Origin of the sequence: Bradyrhizobium sp. HKCCYLRH3073, assembly GCF_051167995.1 — a bacterium.
Lineage (GTDB): Bacteria > Pseudomonadota > Alphaproteobacteria > Rhizobiales > Xanthobacteraceae > Bradyrhizobium.
In genome coordinates this window covers 1-18,875 of the sequence record NZ_JBNPUD010000024.1, presented here as the reverse complement: position 1 = coordinate 18,875, position 18,875 = coordinate 1, and the positions used below count along the sequence as shown (strand labels likewise).

General features: G+C 65.5%; 18 protein-coding genes. 14 read left to right on the top strand and 4 right to left on the bottom strand.

What is annotated here, in order from left to right; genetic code table 11:
* Positions 1-6 precede the first annotated feature (6 nt).
* The 3 genes from ACQR1X_RS31350 to ACQR1X_RS31340 all read right to left on the bottom strand — a co-directional run bounded on the left by ACQR1X_RS31350 (position 7) and on the right by ACQR1X_RS31340 (position 4,639).
* Positions 7-3,228, bottom strand: coding sequence for an efflux RND transporter permease subunit (locus ACQR1X_RS31350; RefSeq protein ID WP_316183485.1), 3,222 nt, complete (start codon positions 3,226-3,228; stop codon positions 7-9).
* Complete coding sequence (locus tag ACQR1X_RS31345; RefSeq protein WP_316183486.1) at positions 3,225-4,214, bottom strand: efflux RND transporter periplasmic adaptor subunit; 990 nt, start codon at positions 4,212-4,214, stop codon at positions 3,225-3,227. The genes ACQR1X_RS31350 and ACQR1X_RS31345 overlap by 4 nt, the downstream gene beginning before the upstream one ends.
* A gap of 125 nt (positions 4,215-4,339) precedes the next feature.
* Positions 4,340-4,639, bottom strand: coding sequence for an ArsR/SmtB family transcription factor (locus tag ACQR1X_RS31340; protein ID WP_315800450.1), 300 nt, complete (start codon positions 4,637-4,639; stop codon positions 4,340-4,342).
* Positions 4,640-4,759: 120 nt separating this feature from the next.
* Here ACQR1X_RS31340 and ACQR1X_RS31335 point away from each other — a divergent pair, with 120 nt between their 5' ends.
* From ACQR1X_RS31335 to ACQR1X_RS31315, 5 genes are all read left to right on the top strand, one after another.
* Positions 4,760-6,046, top strand: coding sequence for an NAD(P)/FAD-dependent oxidoreductase (locus ACQR1X_RS31335; protein WP_315800380.1), 1,287 nt, complete (start codon positions 4,760-4,762; stop codon positions 6,044-6,046).
* Positions 6,043-6,483 carry a thioredoxin TrxC gene (trxC, locus tag ACQR1X_RS31330; protein ID WP_316236679.1) on the top strand — a complete coding sequence of 147 codons (441 nt, stop codon included), beginning with the start codon at positions 6,043-6,045 and terminating at the stop codon, positions 6,481-6,483. The genes ACQR1X_RS31335 and trxC overlap by 4 nt, the downstream gene beginning before the upstream one ends.
* 61 nt (positions 6,484-6,544) lie before the next feature.
* Positions 6,545-6,748, top strand: a complete 204-nt coding sequence (locus ACQR1X_RS31325; RefSeq protein ID WP_315739305.1) for a YgaP family membrane protein — start codon at positions 6,545-6,547, stop codon at positions 6,746-6,748.
* 37 nt (positions 6,749-6,785) lie between these two features.
* A complete protein-coding gene (ccoG, locus tag ACQR1X_RS31320) occupies positions 6,786-8,231 on the top strand; it encodes a cytochrome c oxidase accessory protein CcoG (RefSeq protein WP_316215595.1) in 1,446 nt (481 codons plus the stop codon).
* 196 nt (positions 8,232-8,427) lie between these two features.
* Positions 8,428-8,634: a hypothetical protein gene (locus ACQR1X_RS31315; RefSeq protein WP_315712536.1), complete on the top strand. Its 207-nt coding sequence runs from the start codon at positions 8,428-8,430 to the stop codon at positions 8,632-8,634.
* Positions 8,635-8,656: 22 nt separating this feature from the next.
* Here the strand turns inward: ACQR1X_RS31315 and ACQR1X_RS31310 are convergent, their stop codons facing one another.
* Positions 8,657-9,295, bottom strand: a complete 639-nt coding sequence (locus ACQR1X_RS31310; RefSeq protein WP_315800376.1) for a TetR/AcrR family transcriptional regulator — start codon at positions 9,293-9,295, stop codon at positions 8,657-8,659.
* A 265-nt stretch (positions 9,296-9,560) separates the two neighbouring features.
* On the opposite strand from ACQR1X_RS31310, the gene ACQR1X_RS31305 reads away from it, so the two are divergent.
* The 9 genes from ACQR1X_RS31305 to ACQR1X_RS31265 all read left to right on the top strand — a co-directional run bounded on the left by ACQR1X_RS31305 (position 9,561) and on the right by ACQR1X_RS31265 (position 18,550).
* Positions 9,561-10,421 (top strand): FAD binding domain-containing protein, encoded by an 861-nt coding sequence (locus ACQR1X_RS31305; protein ID WP_316236721.1) that lies wholly within the window; start codon positions 9,561-9,563, stop codon positions 10,419-10,421.
* On the top strand, positions 10,418-10,951 hold the full coding sequence (locus ACQR1X_RS31300) for a (2Fe-2S)-binding protein (RefSeq protein ID WP_434880832.1): 534 nt from the start codon (positions 10,418-10,420) through the stop codon (positions 10,949-10,951). Before ACQR1X_RS31305 ends, ACQR1X_RS31300 begins: the two co-directional genes overlap by 4 nt.
* A complete protein-coding gene (locus ACQR1X_RS31295; RefSeq protein ID WP_434900266.1) occupies positions 10,948-13,323 on the top strand; it encodes a xanthine dehydrogenase family protein molybdopterin-binding subunit in 2,376 nt (791 codons plus the stop codon). The genes ACQR1X_RS31300 and ACQR1X_RS31295 overlap by 4 nt, the downstream gene beginning before the upstream one ends.
* Before the next feature lie 24 nt (positions 13,324-13,347).
* The gene (locus tag ACQR1X_RS31290) at positions 13,348-14,598 is read left to right on the top strand and encodes an ABC transporter substrate-binding protein (protein WP_434900265.1); all 1,251 of its coding nucleotides are present in this window, start codon (positions 13,348-13,350) and stop codon (positions 14,596-14,598) included.
* A 10-nt stretch (positions 14,599-14,608) separates the two neighbouring features.
* Positions 14,609-15,481 carry a branched-chain amino acid ABC transporter permease gene (locus ACQR1X_RS31285; RefSeq protein WP_434900264.1) on the top strand — a complete coding sequence of 291 codons (873 nt, stop codon included), beginning with the start codon at positions 14,609-14,611 and terminating at the stop codon, positions 15,479-15,481.
* On the top strand, positions 15,481-16,482 hold the full coding sequence (locus ACQR1X_RS31280) for a branched-chain amino acid ABC transporter permease (protein ID WP_434900263.1): 1,002 nt from the start codon (positions 15,481-15,483) through the stop codon (positions 16,480-16,482). Before ACQR1X_RS31285 ends, ACQR1X_RS31280 begins: the two co-directional genes overlap by 1 nt.
* Complete coding sequence (locus ACQR1X_RS31275) at positions 16,479-17,234, top strand: ABC transporter ATP-binding protein (protein WP_434848240.1); 756 nt, start codon at positions 16,479-16,481, stop codon at positions 17,232-17,234. Before ACQR1X_RS31280 ends, ACQR1X_RS31275 begins: the two co-directional genes overlap by 4 nt.
* Positions 17,227-17,946 (top strand): ABC transporter ATP-binding protein, encoded by a 720-nt coding sequence (locus ACQR1X_RS31270; protein WP_315800369.1) that lies wholly within the window; start codon positions 17,227-17,229, stop codon positions 17,944-17,946. Before ACQR1X_RS31275 ends, ACQR1X_RS31270 begins: the two co-directional genes overlap by 8 nt.
* A 259-nt stretch (positions 17,947-18,205) precedes the next feature.
* Positions 18,206-18,550, top strand: a complete 345-nt coding sequence (locus ACQR1X_RS31265) for a Lin0512 family protein (RefSeq protein ID WP_434900262.1) — start codon at positions 18,206-18,208, stop codon at positions 18,548-18,550.
* Positions 18,551-18,875 lie beyond the last annotated feature (325 nt).

Sequence of the window (18,875 nt, the reverse complement as noted above, 5' to 3'; positions counted from 1 at the left end):
TAGCTCCTACGACATCTTCGTGGTGGGTTTGCCGGGCTCGCGCAGCGCGATGTAGATCGCGGGGATCACGAGCACGGTGAGCAGGGTGGAGGAGGCCAGACCGAACAGCAGCGAGATCGCCAGACCCTGGAAGATCGGATCGAGCAGGATCGTCGCAGCACCGATCATCGCCGCCAGCGCCGTCAGCAGGATCGGCTTGAAGCGCACGGCGCCGGCCTCCAACACGACGTCGCGCAGGGTCTTGCCCTCGCCGCCGCTGTGGCGGATGAAGTCGACCAGCAGGATCGAGTTGCGGACGATGATGCCGGCCAGCGCAATGAAGCCGATCATCGACGTCGCGGTGAACGGCGCGCCCAGCAACCAGTGGCCGAGCAGGATGCCGATCAGTGTCAGCGGGATCGGCGTCAGGATCACCAGCGGGAGCCGGAAGCTCTTGAACTGCGCCACGACCAGAACGTAGATGCCGAGGATGGCCGCGCCGAATGCGGCGCCCATGTCGCGGAAGGTCACGTAGGTGATCTCCCATTCGCCATCCCACAGCAGCGTCGGACGGGACTCGTCCGCCGGCTGGCCGTGGAAGCCGATCACCGGCTTCGGCAGCTTGCCCCAGTCATGGGCGTCGATCCGGTCGGCGACCGCGAGCATTCCGTAGAGCGGCGCCTCGAAGCGGCCGGCGAGTTCTGCCATCACCATGTCGGCAAAGCGGCCGTCGCGGCGGAAGATCATCGGCGACCCCTCTTCCATGGTGGCCTTCACCACCTGGCCGAGTTCGACGACAGTCTTGCTGCCGGGCAACGTGTTGGCGGGCACCGGCGTCGATGCCAGGGCCTGACTCCAGCTCTTGTCGTGCTTCGGCAGACGCACGGCGATCTCGATCGGATTGCGGTCTTCGCCGCGATGCGAGTAGCCGACCGAGACGCCGCCGAACAGCGTCTGGATCGTGTCGTAGACGTCTCGCTGCTCGACACCGAAGAACTCGAGACTGTCCTGGTCGATCGACAGCCGCAGCCGCGGCCGGCGCTGGCCGATGGAATCGTCGATATCGACGATGAAGGGAACGTCGGCGAAGACCTTCTTGAGTTCGGTGGTGACGGCGCGCCGGGTCGCCGCGTCCGGACCGTAGATCTCGGCGAGCAGGGTCGCGAGCACCGGCGGCCCGGGCGGCACTTCGACCACCTTGATGCTGGTGCCGGCAGGCACAGGGATGCTCTTCAGCCGCTGCCGCAACTCGAGCGCGATGTCGTGGCTCGCGCGCTTGCGGTCGCCGCGCGCGGCGAGATTGACCTGTAGCTCGCCGAGCTCGGGCCGCTCCCGCAGATAGTAGTGCCTCACGAGACCGTTGAAGTTGAACGGCGCTGCCGTGCCGGCATAGCTCTGCACGGTCGTGATCTCCGGCAGCCCATGCGCGATGTCGGCGGCCGCGAACAGCGTGCGCTCGGTATCCTCCAGGCTCGCGCCTTCGGGCAGATCGACCATCACCGCGATCTCCGACTTGTTGTCGAACGGCAGCAGCTTGACGGTGACGGACTTGGTCGCGAACAGGGTCATCGACAGCAGGGTGGCGATGCCGACGCCGAGCAGGAAGATCCAGGCGGAGCGCTTGCTGGCGACGATCGGGCGCGCGACGCTGCGATAGATGCGTCCGAGACGGCCTTCGCCATGCGCGTCATGAGAGTCCGCAGAGGCGCTGGTCGACCTCGGCGCCAGCCGCAGCATCAGCCACGGCGCCACCACCATGGCGACGAAGAACGAGAACAGCATCGCCGCCGAGGCGTTGGCCGGGATCGGCGCCATGTAGGGACCCATCAGTCCCGACACGAACAGCATCGGCAGCAGGGCGGCGACCACGGTCAGGGTCGCGACAACGGTCGGATTGCCGACTTCGGCGACGGCCTCGATGGTGGCCTGCAGGCGCGGCCGGCCGTCATGCATGCCCCAATGGCGGGCGATGTTCTCGACCACGACGATGGCGTCGTCGACCAGGATGCCGATCGAGAAGATCAGCGCAAACAGGCTGACCCGGTTGATCGTGTAGCCCATCAGATTGGCGGCGAACATCGTCAGCAGGATCGTGGTCGGAATCACCACGAAAGTGACGAGGGCCTCGCGCCAGCCGATGGCGACCGCAATCAGCACGACGATCGAGATCGTGGCGAGGCCAAGATGGAACAGCAGCTCGTTGGCCTTCTCATTGGCGGTCTCGCCGTAGTCGCGCGTCACCGTGACGGCGACGTCGCTCGGAATGAGACTGGCCTTCAGCCCTTCGAGGCGCTGCGCGATGTCGTGCGACACCACCACGGCATTGGCGCCGGCGCGCTTGGCGAGCGCAAGACTTACCGCCGGCACCCGGTGCCAGTCGCCCTTGTCGTTGCGGGCGTCGTCCCAGACGCGGTGCTCGGCGAGATTGGGGCCGATGACCACGGTGGCGACGTCGCGCACATAGACGGGACGACCGTCGCGCGTCGAGATCAGCAGCAGGCCGATATCCGGGATGCCCGTGAGCGTCTGGCCCGCGGCGACATTGCGCACGATGCCGCCGTCGCGAACGTCTCCGGCCAGGAACGAGCGGTTCGCGTCCTTCACCTTGGCGACGAGCTGCTGCAGGGTCACGCCGAACAGCGACAGCTTTTCCGGATCGGGCTCGACCCGGATCTGCTGGGCGCCGCCGCCGGAGATATAGGTCAGGCCGATATTGTCGACCTTGGTCAGCTCCGCCCGCAGCTTGTCGGCGAGCTCGTAGAGGTCCTTGTCGGACCAGCGCCCGGCGGCCTCCGGCTTCGGCGACAGCGTCAGCACGGTGACGGCGACGTCGTTGATGCCGCGGCCGACGATCAGCGGCTCGGGAATGCCGACGGGGATGCGGTCGAGGTTGGCGCGCAGCTTCTCGTGGACGCGCAGGATCGCGTCCTCGAACTTGGTCCCCACCAGGAACCGCGCGGTGACCATGACACGGTCGTCCTCGGTCTGGCTGTAGACGTGTTCGACGCCGTCGATCGCCTTGACGATGGTCTCCAGCGGCTTGGTCACGAGCTCGACGCCGTCGGGCGCACGCAGGCCGTCGGCGTTGACACGGATGTCGACCATCGGCACGCTGATCTGCGGCTCTTCCTCGCGCGGAATCACGACGACGGCGATGAGGCCGACCACGAGCGCCGCGAGCAGAAACAGCGGCGTCAGCGGCGAGGCGATGGTCGCCTGGGTAAGCTTGCCTGAGAGTCCGAGTTTCACGGCTGCACCAACTGGTCGCCGGCGCGCAGGCCGGACAGGATTTCAAGTCCATCGGGGAGATCGGCGCTCGGCAGAGCGCGTCCGCGCTGCACCGGAACGCTCACCTTCTGCGTCCCTTGCTGCAGCTGGACATAGTCGATGCCGAACCGGGTCGTGACGTAGCGGGACGGAATCACGAAGGCGTCGCGCTGGCCGCCGGAGATCCAGACCCGCAGCCGGTCGCCGACGAAATACTGGCCGAGACCCGAGACGATCGCGTCCGCCACGACCCGGCCTTCCTCGATCTGCGGATAGACGAGGTCGATCACGCCCCATTTGTCGGAGCTGTCGCCGAACTCGGCGCCGTCGACCCGGACCTTGTCGCCGGCCTTGAGAAAGAGAGCGTGGCGCTCGGGCACGCGCAGTCGCAGCTTGAAGTTCTGCTGCGCCACCGTGACCACTGGATCGCCGGGCAGCACCACCGATCCGACGGCAACCAGCTTCTTCAAAACGCGGCCGTCATCGGGCGCCAGCACCTGGCCTTCGCTCATCTGCTGATTGACCACCGCGCGCTCGGCGGTCTTGGCCCGCAGCGAATTCTCGGCGACGTTCAGCGCGGTGCGCGTCTCGTCGAGCTTGACCCGGGGCAGGGTGCCGCGCTCGACGAGCCCCTCGGTGCGGGTGAAGTCGATCTGCGCCTGATTGGCCTGGGCCTGCAGCGCTTCGATCTGGGCGTCGAGCGATTTGATCTGCAGGGCCAGTTTGTCGTCGCCGATCAAGGCGATGGGCTGGCCGCGCTTGACCGGGTCGCCTTCGCGCACCGAAAGCTGCACGATGGTGCCGCCGATGCGGCCGCGGGCAGGGACCACGCTGATGCTCTCCACCGTCGCGAACACCGCCTTCTCGTCGGCGACCTGCCGCGGCGCCACCGTCAGCGTCTCCGCAAGGGCCGGCGCTGCCTGCCACGCCATCGCGGCGATCAAGCTCAGGACCGATAATCTGCGCATCAGCCTATTCCTGTCTGGTTTGATTCGAATTGTGAGATTGGGCGAGCCGTCCGCGGTCGGCTGCAGACATCTCACCTGGATGGGGGTTCCCGTTTGATATTGGTCAAGATGCCGGTCCGGCATCCTCATAGTCTCGGTCGCGGTCTCGGCCCGCAGTACACCTGATAGAGCGTCTTGAGGACCTCGCGGGCCGGATCGCTTGTGATCGAATAGTAGATCGTCTGCCCCTCGCGCCTGGCGGTGACCAGGCCGTCCTTGCGCAGGAGCGCCAGGTGCTGCGACACGGTCGAATCGCGCAGGCCGAGGAACTCGGCCAGTTCTCCAACCGACCGCTCGTCGTCGACCAGCTGGCAGATGATCAGGAGGCGATGGCGGTTCGACAGCGCCTTCAGGAGGTCGCTGGCCTGGTCCGCCGCCGCTTCCATGATGTCAGCATCAATTTTCATAGTTGCGTATATACAGATATTCGAATATATAGTCAAGGCCGGCGGCGGCGCCGCGGTGACATGAAGCAAGAATGAATCAAGTGCGGATGGAGGATCCCAATGGCGGAAATCGTGGTGATCGGGGCGGGGCTGAGCGGCTCGCTGATGGCTTATGAAATGTTGCCGCAACTGAGGAGGGAGGATCGCGTGACCGTTGTCTCGCAGGGGTCTTCCTATCATTTCGTGCCATCCAACCCATGGGTGGCCGTGGGCTGGCGCAAGCGCGACGAGATCGAGATCGATCTGGTCGACGTCATGCAGCGCAAGGGCATCCGGCTGCTGACGCAGGGCGCCAAGCGCGTGCATCCAGCCGAGAACCAGGTCGAGCTGACGGATGGCGGCATGGTGGCATACGATTATCTCGTCGTCGCCACCGGTCCCGAACTCGCCTTCGACGAAATCCCGGGACTTGGACCCGATGGGCATACGCAATCCGTGTGCCATGTCGACCACGCCGCTCATGCCAAGGCCGCCTTCGACAGGCTCGCCGAGAAGCCCGGGCCGGTGATTGTCGGTGCGGTACAGGGCGCCTCCTGCTTCGGCCCCGCTTACGAATTCCTCTTCATCCTGGAAACCGAGCTGCGCCGGCGCAAGATGCGCGACCAGGTGCCGATGACCTTCGTGACCTCCGAGCCCTATATCGGCCATCTCGGCCTCGACGGCGTCGGCGACACCAAGGGCCTGCTGGAAAGCGAGATGCGCGAAAAGCACATCAAGTGGATTACCAGCGCGCGCGTCACCAAGGTCGAGGATGGCCGCATGTTCGTGGAGGAGGTCGCCGACGACGGCACCGTCCGTAAGACGCACGAGCTGCCGTTTGCCTATTCGATGATGCTGCCCGCCTTTCGCGGCGTGGGAGCCGTCCGCGGCATCGACAAGCTCACCAATCCCCGCGGCTTCGTCGTCGTCGACAAGCATCAGCGTAATCCGACCTTCCCCAACGTGTTTGCCATCGGCGTCTGCGTTGCGATCCCGCCGATCGGGCCGACGCCGGTGCCGGTCGGCGTGCCCAAGACCGGCTTCATGATCGAATCGATGGTGACGGCGACGGCCTTGAACATCGGGGCGCTGCTGCGCGGCCAGGAGCCAAAAGCCGAGCCGACCTGGAACGCGATCTGTCTTGCCGATTTCGGTGATTCCGGCGTCGCCTTTCTGGCCCAGCCGCAGATCCCGCCGCGCAACGTCAACTGGTCGTCGAAGGGAGAGTGGGTGCATTACGCCAAGGTCGCCTTCGAGAAGTACTTCCTGCGCAAGATGAGGCGCGGGACGCCCGAGCCGTTCTACGAGAAGTTCCTGCTCGACCGGCTCAACATCGCCAAGATCAAGGAGGTCAGGACCGGGACATGAGCAACGGTTTGCAGATCGTGTGCGGTCATTGCGGGCAGATCAACCGTCTGCCCGCGGACCGGGCGCCGACGCAGGGGAAATGCGGCAAGTGTCATACGCCGCTGTTCGGCGGCCATCCGATCGAGGTCGACCAGGCCGCGTTCGAACGTCATGTCGCGCATAGCAGTTTGCCGCTGCTCGTCGACGTCTGGGCGCCGTGGTGCGGTCCATGCCGTGCGATGGCGCCGATGTTCGCGCGCGCGGCCCAGGAGCTGGAGCCGCGTGTGCAACTCTTGAAGCTGAACTCGGACGAGGCGCCGGAGGTGTCGGCACGGTTCGGCATCTCCGGAATTCCGACCATGCTGCTGTTGCAGCAGGGGCGGGAGCTGGCGCGGATCTCGGGTGCGATGGACTCGCAACGAATCGTCGCCTGGGCGCTGTCCGGCCTGCGGCAATAGCCGTACCGCCGGGCAGTCACTTGCTTGATTACGCTCAAATGCAACCATGAAGGAATATGTCATGAACGTCGACAAAGCGGTTCTCACCTTCGCAGGGATCGTCGTCCTGCTCAGTCTGGCGCTGGGTTGGTACGTCAGTCCCTACTGGTTCTTGCTGGCGGCCTTTGCTGGCGTGAACATGATCCAGGCCTCGTTCACGGGCTTCTGCCCGGCAGCGATCGTCTTCAAGAAGCTGGGGCTCAAGAGCGGCAACGCGTTCTCCTGAATCGGTCGGAAGGACGGCAAGATGAAGCGGGGATATCATGGCTGACTCGGACGACACCTATATCGTCGGGCCGCTCTACAAGGCGCGCGACAAGGTCTATCCGGCGGCCGTGCACGGCCGCTTCCGGCGCATCAAGTGGACGATCCTGTGCATCACGCTCGGCATCTACTACCTGCTGCCCTTCGTCCGCTGGGATCGCGGACCCGGCATGCCGAACCAGGCGGTGCTGGTCGATTTTCCGCATCGCCGGTTCTACTTCTTCTTCATCGAGCTGTGGCCGCAGGAGGTCTACTACTTCACCGGCCTGCTCATCATTGCGGCGGTCGCCCTGTTCCTGATGAACGCGGTCGCCGGCCGGCTGTGGTGCGGCTATCTCTGTCCGCAGACGGTGTGGACCGACCTGTTCTACGCCGTCGAGCGCTGGGCCGAGGGCGACCGCCGTGAGCGCATGCTCAGCGACAAGCGCGGCTGGACCTTCACCCATATCCGCCAGGCCGCGCTCAAGCACTTCCTCTGGATCATGATCGGCTGGTGGACCGGCGGCGCCTGGGTGCTGTATTTCGACGATGCGCCGACCCTGGTGAAGGACCTTGCCACCTTCCAGGCGCCGTTCACCGCCTATCTCTGGATCGGCATCCTGACGGCGACGACCTATGTGTTCGCCGGTCACGCCCGCGAGCAGGTCTGCATCTATATGTGCCCGTGGCCGCGCATCCAGGCGGCGCTGACCGACGAATGGGCGCTCAACGTCACCTACAAGGGCGACCGCGGCGAACCGCGCATGTCGGTCAAGAAGGCGGAAGCCGCTCGGCTGCAGGGCGCACCCGCCGGGGACTGCATCGACTGCCACCAATGCGTCAATGTCTGCCCGACCGGCGTCGACATCCGCCACGGCATCCAGCTCGGCTGCATCCAGTGCAGCCTGTGCATCGATGCCTGCGACAGCGTGATGACCCAGATCGGCCGTCCGACCGGCCTGATCGGCTACGACACCGACATCAACGTCCAGCGCCGCAAGGAAGGCAAGCCCGAGATCTACCGGATCATCCGGCCGCGCACGATCATCTATGCGAGCTTCATCGCGATCGTCGGCGGAATCATGCTGTACTCGCTGGCGACGCGCGGCACGATGGGCATCAACGTGCTGCATGAACGTAACCCGCTGTTCGTGCAGTTGTCGGATGGCGGCGTCCGTAACGACTACACGGTCCGCCTGCTCAACAAGCGCGGGCCGCGCGACTTCGTGCTGGACGTCGTGGGGCTTCCGAACGCCAAGGTGACGGTGGCCGGCGAGACGCGCGAGCAGGACGGTCGCATGGTGATCGATGTGGGCCAGGATCAGACCCGCGAGATCCGCATGTCGATCGAGGCCAAGGGGGCCGACCTTCCCTCCGCGCCGGTGGACATCGAGATCAAGATCACGGATCCGGCGACCGGGACGTCGGTCAGCAAACGCGATCACTTCGTTCCAGCGACACGATAGAGCAGTGTCGTTCGATCGCCGACCGCGAGGCATCGCCGACAGTCCGTCGGCTCATCGGGACTGATCGAGGGAGGAGCGGTCGCTCCTCCCTCGATTGCTGAGTCCGGTTGTTCCAAATCAATGCCGCCTGGAGGCCGCAGGCAGAGCATTCTCGCGTCAAGGGATCGAAAGCTTTCCTACTGGCGGAGAAGGACAGATGTTCAAGGTCGCAATTCTCATCTGGGTCATGCTGGGCACGGTGCTGGCAGGCAGCGCGGTGACGGCATTGTTGACGGTGCAGGGGCTGGTCGCGAGTCCGATGAAAGACCTGCCGTTGGCGGCGCTGGTCGGATTCGTCGTCGCCATGCCGCTATCGTATCTCGTCGCCGCGAAGATCAAGGGCGGGCGCGGCCGGACGGCGTGACGGTCATCGACGACGGGCCGGATCATCGTAATGGTCCGGCCTGATCGTCGTGCAGCAGTCGCGGGAGTGCCAGTCTGGCGCCGTCCATGAAGAGGTCGATCGCATCACGGACGGTCTGCTCGAGATCGGATGGAACGGGTGTTTCGTAGATGAACTTTCGGATCGCGAGATAGAAGATGCGTCCGTGCAGTCCCCAGAACATCTCCGCCTCGCGGCTGCCGAGGGGGTGGGTCGCGGTGTCCGGAAGCTGCAGTTCATGCCGCAGCTCGATCGCGGCAGGCTCGATGATCTCGCGCCGGACGAGGTCGAGATAGCGGCCGGTGATGCCGAACGACTTCATGCCGGAGAACACGAAGATCCGCACCCAGTTGTATTCGAACACGCGCGCCACGTAGTCGAGATAGAAGCCGGTCAGTCGCGCCTTGAGCGGATGGCTGCGATCGCGGATCAGCGGGCCCCAGTCCTGCGACCAGCGGCTCAGATAGACCTCCTGATAGACGCGTTCGATGAGGGCTTCCTTGCTGGGGAAGTGCCGGTAGATCACCGAATGCGCGATGCCCATGCGCTTGGCGAGCTCCCGCGTCTGGCCTTCGAAGCCGCGCTCGGCGAAAAAGCGGATCGCTTCATCCACGATCAGGCGCTCGCGGTCGGCAGCGCGCATGTTGCGGCGCCTCGCCTGTGGGCGGCCGTCGGTTTTGCGCGGGCGTCCACCAATGCGGCCCTTCGTCTCAACGCTCGCTGTCTTCGGAGTCCTGGCCATGGTCTCAATCGATTGTGGCGACAAGCCTGTCTGATACCCGAAAGCAGATTTGTGACCAATCGTTCGTTTCTGGTTGACCGCACTGCCGCCGCGTGCAATTCTTTTGAGACCAGATGGTTACAAATCTGGAATTTCGGGCTGGCGAGCCCTGGCGGCGAGGAAACGGATGAAAGCGAGGGCTTTCAGCTATTTTCGTGCACACACGATCGGCGAGGCGCTCGAAGCTCATGCGAGCGCCGGCGACGATGCGCGATTCATTGCCGGTGGCCAGAGCCTGGTTCCGGCGCTGGCGTTGCGTCTCCAGGCCCCGCGAACTCTGATCGATATCAACCACATTGCAGAGCTGCGCGGCATCACGCGGGACGGCGAATGGTTGCGGATCGGCGCCTTGACCCGGCACTGCGAGATGCTGACCGATCCCTTGATTGCCGAGTTTGCCCCGCTGTTGCGTGCCGCGGCGCCGTTCGTCGCGCATCCTGCCATCCGCAATCGCGGGACCTTTGGCGGCAGCGTCGCGCTGGCCGACCCGGCCTCCGAATTTCCGGCGATGGTGCTGGCGCTCGACGCCGAGATCGAGATTGCCGGCGCGTCCGGCCTGCGCCGCGTCAAGGCCGACGACTTCTTCACCGACCTTTTTGAGACTGCGATCGCGCCCGGCGAGCTCCTCGTTGCGGTTCATGTTCCTCTCTTCAAAGCCGGTCAGCGCATCGCGTTCGATGAGCTGGCCCGCCGGCGCGGCGACTATGCACTGGTCGGTTGCGGTTTGCTCGCGACCTGCCAGGGCGATCTGATCGAGCGCCTCCGCATCGCGTTCTTCTCGGTCGGCAATATCCCGACCCGTGCGAGACGAGCGGAGGCAGTCCTCACGGGCAGCCGGATCGATGCGGCACGGATTGCGGCCGCGCAGGCCGCGCTCGACGACGATCTCGCGCCTGCTGACAGCGACGATGTTCCGGCGGCGATGCGCCTGCATCTGGCGCGCGTTCTGCTCGGCCGTCTGCTGGGACGGATCGGAGAAGCCGCATGAGCGCGCCGGTCGACGTCGAGACCGAGGAGCAGGTCCGCATTCGCCTCATCGTCAACGGGCGCAAGGTCGCGTGTGACGTCGCGCCCCGCGACACGCTGGTGGATTGTCTTCGCCAGCAGCTCGAATTGACCGGCACGCATGCCGGTTGCGAGATGGGCGCCTGCGGCGCCTGTCTGGTTCAGCTCGACGGCGCTGCCGTGCATGGTTGCCTGATGTTTGCCGTGCAGGCCGATGGTGCGCGCATCGAGACCATCGAGGGGCTCTCGGAGAGCGGCGTGATCGCCGACCTGCAAGCCGAGTTTCATCGGCGCAATGCGCTGCAATGCGGGTTCTGCACGCCGGGCATGCTGATCACCGCTCATGAGCTGTTGACCCATTCGGCACAGCCGAGTCGCGAGAGCATCCGCGACGCGCTTTCGGGCAATTTCTGCCGCTGCACCGGATATGAAGCGATCGTTGACGCCATTGCCGCGGTCGCCGAGGCACGGGCGGCAACGGCATCGCAGGGCGCGGAGGGCTCGTCGCCATGACCGCGCCGCTGACCTCGCTCGACCGTCCGAATTCCTATATCGGCCGCTCCGTGCCGCGTCCGAATGCGAAGCGGCTGCTCGCCGGACGCGGGCACTATGTCACCGACATTCGCCTGCCGCGCATGCTGTACGCTGCCTTCCTGCGCAGCCCTTATGCTCATGCACGCATCACCGGCATCGAGGTCGATGCGGCGCGGGCGCTTGCGGGCGTTCATCTGGTCGCGACCGGCGCTGATCTGGCGAAGATCTGTACGCCATGGACCGGAACACTCGATCATTTCAAGGGCATGACGTCCGAGCCGCAGCTGCCGTTGCCGCTCGATCGCGTCGTCTGGGCCGGCCAGGCCGTGATTGCCGTGGTTGCCGAGAGCAGGGCGATCGCGGAGGATGCGCTGGAGCTGATCTCGGTCGGTTACGAGGAGCTGCCGGCGGTGGTCGATCTCGACGCCGCGCGCCAGCCGGGGACACCGCGGGTCAATCCGGCTTCCGCGTCCAACGTCTGCTTCCGCACGCAGCTCGACAGCGGCGGCGTCGACGAGGCCTTCGCGGCAGCCGCGCACGTGATCGAGCAGGAATTCAGCTTCGGCCGTCATACGCCGGTGACGCTCGAGCCGCGCGCCATCGTCGCGGATTATGATCCCGAGGGCGGTGCGCTGACGGTGCACCATGCGACGCAGACGCCTTATCAGTTCCAGGATCTGTACTCCCGCCATTACGGCATCCCGGAAGCCAGCGTGCGCGTGATCGCGCCGGATATCGGCGGCTCGTTCGGCATGAAGCTGCATGTCTATCACGAGGACATGGCGGTCGTCGGATTGTCGATCCTGCTCGGGCGCCCGGTCAAATACGTCGCCGATCGCATCGAGTCCTTCGTCTCGGATATTCATGCCCGCGATCACCATGTCCACGCGCGCATGGCCGTTGGTACCGACGGCAAGATCCTCGCCATGGATGTCCACGATGCCACGGCGATCGGCGCGTTCTCGACCTATCCGCGCACCAGCGTCGTCGAAGGCAACCAGGTCATCCGCCTGATCGGTGCGCCCTATGATTTCAAGTCCTATCGCGCCGCGCTCGAGGTCGTATTCCAGAACAAGGTGCAGACCAGCCAGTATCGCGCGGTCGGACATCCCATCGCCTGCGCGGTCACCGAGCGCATGGTGGATCTCGCCGCTGCCCGCGTCGGGCTCGATCCATTCGCGATGCGCGCCAGGAACGTGATTGCCGACAATGCCTATCCAACGGCTTCGCCGACCGGCTACAAGTTCGAGGCGCTGTCGCACGAAGTCTGCCTGCGGCGGCTGCGCGAGATCATGGACTATGACGCGCTACGGGCCGAGCAGGCCGAGCTGCGCCGGCGCGGTATCCATCGCGGCATCGGCATCGCGACCTTCGTCGAGATTACGAACCCCAGTCCGGCCTTCTACGGCGTCGGCGGCGCGCGCATCTCGTCGCAGGATGGCGCGACCGTCAGCCTGACGCCGTCGGGCGAGGTGCGCTGCGCGATCTCCGTGACGGAGCAGGGGCAGGGCACCGAGGCGATCATCAGCCAGATCGTCGCCGAGCAGCTCGGCCTTGCCCAGGAGCACGTCAAGATCATCACCGGCGATACCGAAACAACGCCGCATGGCGGCGCGACCTGGGCCTGCCGCGGTGCGGGCATCGGTGGCGAGACGGCGCTGCAGGCCGCGCGGAAGCTCAAGGCGAACATTCTGGAGATTGCCGCGCTGGTGCTGCAGGAGCAGCCCGCCGCGCTCGACGTCGTCGACGGCCAGATCGTCAATGTCGCAACGGCGCAGCCGCGTCTGGCGGTCGCCGAGCTCGCGCGCATCGCCTATTTCCGCTCCGACACCTTGCCGCCCGGCACTCAGGCGCAACTGACCGTCAGCCATCATTTCGCTCCGCAGGGCTACCCCTTCGCCTTCACCAATGGCATCCAGGGCAGCTACCTCGAAATCGATGTCGAGACCGGCTTCATCAGGCTGCTGAAGCACTATGTCGTCGAGGATTGCGGCCGCATCATCAACCCGATGCTGGTCGACGAGCAGTTGCGCGGCGGTGTCGTGCAGGGTCTTGGCGCCGCGCTGTTCGAGGAGTGCCGTTACGGTGAGACCGGCCAGTTGCTCAACGGATCGCTGGCCGACTATCTGGTGCCGATGGCGATGGAGATGCCAGACATTGCCATCGATCACGTCGAGACGCCGACGGCGGACACCATTCTCGGCGCAAAGGGCTGCGGCGAGGCCGGCACCGCGGCTGCCTCGGCCTGCGTGCTGAATGCGGTCAATGATGCGCTGATGCCCTTCGGCGCTTCCATCGACACCATCCCGATCACGCCTGCGCGCGTGCTCAAGGCGCTCAACCGATTCTAAGAAAAACGAATGAGGGAGGAGATCATGCCAAGCTACCAGACGAGGCTGCGACGCCCGGGAATGTCCCGCCGGACGGCGTTGATGGGAATGTCGGCCGGTGTCGCCACGCTCGCGATGCCGCGCCTGGGACGCGCCGCCGATGACACCATCCGCATCGGCTTTCCGACGCCGCTGACCGGCCCGTTCGCCGCCGAGGCCCGTGACCAGGTCAAGTGCGCCGAGCTCGCCGTGAAGCTGGTCAACGACAAGGGGGGCATCGCCGGCCGCAAGGTCGAGCTCCTGGTGCGCGATGACAAGCTCAACGCCGGCGAGGCCGCGACGCGGACGCTGGAGCTGATCGAGAAGGACAAGGTGCACGCCGTCGTCGGCGCGCTCTCCAGCGCCGTCCAGCTCGCCGTCAACGAGGTGACGCGCGCCCGCGGCGTGATCTACGTGTCGATCAGCCAGTCCGACACCATCAACGAGGCCAAGGATTTCAGCAAGTACACCTTCCATGAGGCGCTGAACCCGCACATGACCACGGCGGCCGTGGCCCGCCAGACCATCAAGAAGGGCATGAAGGTCGCGCATCTCGTGGCCGACTATGCCTACGGCCATGAGATGCTGCGCGGCTTCAAGCGGGCGCAGGCCGCTGTTGGCGCCGAGAGCGTCGGCGAGATCCTGCATCCGTTCGGTGCGGCCGACTATTCGACCTTCATGCCGCGGCTGATGTCGCTGCGCCCGAACGTGCTGTGCATCAGCAATTTCGGCCGCGACCAGGCCAACGCGATCAAGCAGGCGGTCGACTTCGGCATCAAGCAGCAGATGAAGATCGTGGTGCCGGTGATCCTGCACAACCAGCGCCTCGCCGTCGGGCCCGACGTGTTCGAGGGCGTCGTCGGAGGCGCCAACTATTATTGGGGTCTCGAGACCCAGAACAAGACCGCGGCCGAGTTCAACAAGGCGTTCCGGGCCGCCAATGGCGGCGCGATCCCGACCGATTACGGCGCCTATGGCTACTCGGGCGTCGGCTCGCTGCTGCAGGCGATGCAGGCCGCCGGCGGCACCGACACCGACAAGGTCGTCGCGGCACTGGAAGGACTGCGATACGACCTGACCAAGGGCCCGCAGCACTACCGCAAATGCGACCACCAGTCGGTGCAGTCGGTGCTGGTGCTGGAGTCCAAGAAGAAGTCGGCGATGGCCAACGAGAACGACCTGTTCGCGATCGTAGCCAGCGATCCCGGGGCGGACGAGATGCTGCGAAGCTGCAGCGAACTGGGTCATCCCACCTGATCCCGATCGCATGAACCTCTCGCTGATCATCATGCAGCTGTTTTCCGGCATCGCCCTTGGGGCGGTGCTGGTTATCACTGCGCTCGGTCTCACCATCGTGTTCGGCATGCTGGGTGTCGTCAATTTCGCCCACGGCGCGTTGTTCATGATCGGGGCCTATGCCGGCCTGTATGTGGCGTCGCTGACCGGCAGCTTCTGGTGGGGCTTGCTGCTCGCGCCAATTCTGGTCGGCGCATTCGGCATGCTGATCGAATACGTCCTGGTCCGTCGCCTGTATGGCCGCTCGATCGATGATCCCCTGCTGCTCACTTTCGGTCTCAGCTACATCCTGGTCGAGGGCGTGCGCATCGTATTCGGCAGCGATGGCATTCCGTTCCCGACCCCGTCGCAGTTGGTCGGCGTCGTCGATCTCGGTGTCGGCTTCTTTCCCAAATATCGTCTGTTCGTGATCGCGCTGGTGGCCGTCGTGCTGCTGGTGCTCTGGCTGATGCTGGAGAAGACCCGGGTCGGTCTGATCGTCCGGGCCGGCGCGCGTGATCCGCTGATCATGCGGGTGCTCGGGGTCGACATCGGCAAGGTGTGGCTCGCGATCTTCGGCCTTGGCGTCGGTCTCGCCGCGCTCGGCGGCGTGCTGGCGGGACCCATGCGCAGCGTCAATCCGGAGATGGGAACGCTGGTGCTGGCGGAAGCCTTCGTCGTCACCGTGATCGGCGGCCTTGGCTCGATCGTCGGTGCTGTCGTCGCCGGGCTGATGGTGGGGATCTGCATCAGCATGGTCGCGCTGTTCGCGCCCGAGATGGCGACGATCGTGATGTTCGCGCTGATGGCGGCCGTGCTGCTGGTGCGGCCGCAGGGTCTGTTCGGCCTCAAGGGGAGAGCGTGATGACGGTGCAGTCGACCGGCGAAGCACCGCCGCTTCCTCAGGCGCAGCGTCTCGTCGCGGTTCTCGCGGATCACCGCGTGCTGGTTTCGCTCATTGCGCTGGCGCTGCTGCCCTGGCTGCTGCCGTCGAAGGCGCTCGCCGTGAACGTCCTGATCTACGGCGTCGTGGTGATGGGCTACAATCTGCTGTTCGGCTACACCGGGCTGCTGTCGTTCGGCCACGCCGCCTTCTTCGGCACCGGCGCGTATCTGACCGGCATCGCCATCGGCCGCTGGGGCCTGCCCTGGTTCGTCGCGGTGCCGCTGGCGATCGCCGCGAGCACCTTGCTCGCCGCGTTGATCGGCACGATCTCGACGCGCACCCGCGGCATCTATTTCTCCATGGTCACGCTCGCGCTGGCGCAACTCGTCTACTACGTCGCGCTGCAGGCCTCCTCCTTCACCGGCGGCGAGAACGGGCTGCGCGGCTTCACGATCGAGCACATCGGTCTGTTCGGCGCGCAGATCAATTTCCTCGACCCCGTGAACAAATATTACGTGCTGATGGTGCTCGCGGCGATCGCGATCTGGGTGCAGTCGCGGATCCTCAACTCGCCGTTCGGCGCCGTGATCGAAGCGATCAGGGAGAACGAGCAGCGTGCGCGGGCCTGCGGCTACGACGTCGAGCGCTGCAAGCTGATCGTGTTCATGCTGTCGGGCGCGATCTCCGCCGTCGGCGGCTGCATGTCGGCGCTGCATCTGTCCATCGTTCCGCTCGACATCCTGCACTACCAGACCTCCGGCATGATCGTGATGATGGTGCTGCTCGGTGGCGCACGCAGCTTCTTCGGGCCGTTCGTCGGCGCCGCCACCTTCCTGATCCTGGAGGACGTCGTCTCGCTGTGGACGCCGCATTGGCAGATCGTCGTCGGCGCCATCTTCGTCGTGTTCGTGCTGTTCCTGCCCAAGGGCATCTGGGGCACGTTCCTCGATGTGCTGCCGATCGCGAGGCAACGCCGATGAGCACCGAGCTGCTGCGCGCCGACGGGATCGGCCGTCGTTTCGGCGCCTTCGTCGCGCTGGAAGGCATCTCGGTCGCGTTCGCGGCCGGCGAGCTGACCTCGATCATCGGCCCGAACGGGGCCGGCAAGAGCACCTTCTTCAACATTCTCTCCGGCACGCTGTCGCCGAGCAGCGGCACGTTGCGGTTCAAGGGCCGCGAGCTGAACGGCCTGCCGCAGCATCGCTTCGTGCATCAGGGCATCTCGCGCTCGTACCAGATCACCAACATCTTTCCCGATTTGTCGGTCCACGAGAATGTCCGGGTCGCCGCGCAGGCCATGCGCGTGAGCTACGACATCTGGCGCAAGCGCGCCGATCTTGCCGAGCTCGGCGAACGCGCCGATGCAGCCTTGATGGCGGTCGGCCTGATCGGCCGGCGCTGCGAGCTCGCCAAGTATCTCGCCCATGGCCAGCAGCGCGCGCTGGAGATCGCGATTGCGCTGGTCTCCGAGCCGGAGCTTCTGCTGCTCGACGAGCCGACCGCGGGCATGGGGCCGGAAGAGACCAAGGAGATGGTGGCGCTGCTGGAGCGGCTCGCGGAGAAGCGCACGGTGCTGCTGGTCGAGCACAAGATGAAGATGGTGCTCGGCTTGAGCCAGCGGGTGCTGGTGCTGCATCACGGCCGGCTGCTCGCCGATGGTCGTCCTGAGGACATCCGATCCAATCCGGACGTGCGCCGGGTCTATCTGGGACAGAGTGAGGGCTATGGCTGAGACCGCGTTGCTCGAGCTCGACAATGTCCAGGCCTGGTACGGCGCCAGCCACGTGCTGCACGGCATCTCGCTGCGCGTGAACGAGGGTGAGGTGGTGGCGCTGGTCGGCCGCAACGGCGCCGGCAAGACCACGACCTTGCGTACCGTCATGGGACTGATGCCGAAGGCCTCGGGCAGCGTGCGCTTCGCCGGCCAGGGCCTGCTGCCGCTGGCCGCGCACAAGCGCTTCCATCTCGGCCTCGCCTATGTGCCGGAGGAGCGTCGCATCGTGCCGGGCCTGTCCGTGCGCGAGAATCTGCGGCTTGGGCTGGTCGCCGCCAAGGCCGACATCGACGAGCGCGTGGCATTCGCCGAGATCGCCGAGACCTTTCCGCGATTGAACGAGCGGCTGGACCAGGAGGGCGTCACGCTGTCGGGCGGCGAGCAGCAGATGCTGGCGATCGCGCGCGCCTTGATCGCGCGGCCGCGCATGGTGCTGCTCGACGAGCCCTCCGAAGGCATCATGCCGGTGCTCGTCGAGGAGATGGGCGTGCTGTTTCGCCGGCTGCGCGACCAGGGCAAGACCTTGCTGCTGGTGGAGCAGAATGTCGAATGGGCGCTGCGGCTCGCCGATCGCGCCGTCATCATTGACCAGGGCGAGGTCGTGCATGAGAGCAGCGCCGCGGCGCTGCTGGCCGACAAGGACATCCAGGATCGCTACTGCGCGGTGTGACGTTGCGCGGTTCGCCGGCATCATGACGGGTCATCTCGGCGGCGGCAGTTGCGGCAGGCGCGCAAGCCCGATTCCCGCGGCCCGAGACCATCTCACGGGCTTTCTCAGCGTCAGTTCTGAGCGTCATCATGTACGATATACGCCCGCAATGGATGACCGTTTTGATGCGGAGATCGTCGTCGATCTGCACCGGCTTGCGCCGGCTGCGTCGTTGGCTATGGTCGTGCCAAGCCGGCAAAGCGAGACGAGGGAACACGTCATGGCGCGCATCCGCTGTATCACCGAGATGGGAATGGGCGTCGACGTCCACGGCCGCGACGCCACCAAGGCGGCCAGGCGGGCGGTGTCCGATGCGATCCGTCATTCCAGCCTGGGCTTCTTCCGCATGGTCGGCAAGACGCCGCAGGACATGTTCGTCGACGTCACCATCGGCGTGCCGAACCCCGAGGCGGTGGACACCGCGGCCGTCGCCAAGGAGCTGCCCTATGGCACGGTCACCGTCACCGCCGTGAAGGGCGGGCTGGAGACTCCGGCCGAGGCCGGCAGCGACGCCATCATCATCGCCAATGCGGCGGTGCTGGTCCATCTCGACGATGGCAAGTGAGAGCTCGCGCCCATCTCGCTGAACGGATTGTTCTGATGTGAATGTCAAACAGCCGGATATGCGATCGCGATCCCGCGGCGCGTTGCGCGCCCGGGTGATATCAGAACGATGTCCCTCTCGAGAGGAGAGGGCGCAGGGAAGACCGGGTATCCGCTGATACCCGCGGCCCCCGTGCGTGAAGAAGTGCACGGGGCAGGAACCACAGGCTCAGCCGGACATTCCGGCCTTCCCTGCGCAACGGTTTGACGGCTTATACGTGCTCTTGTGTGTTCGAAACCTGCCAGAATGTGCGAACGGGCGGTTCTGACCAACCGCCCGTCGCTGG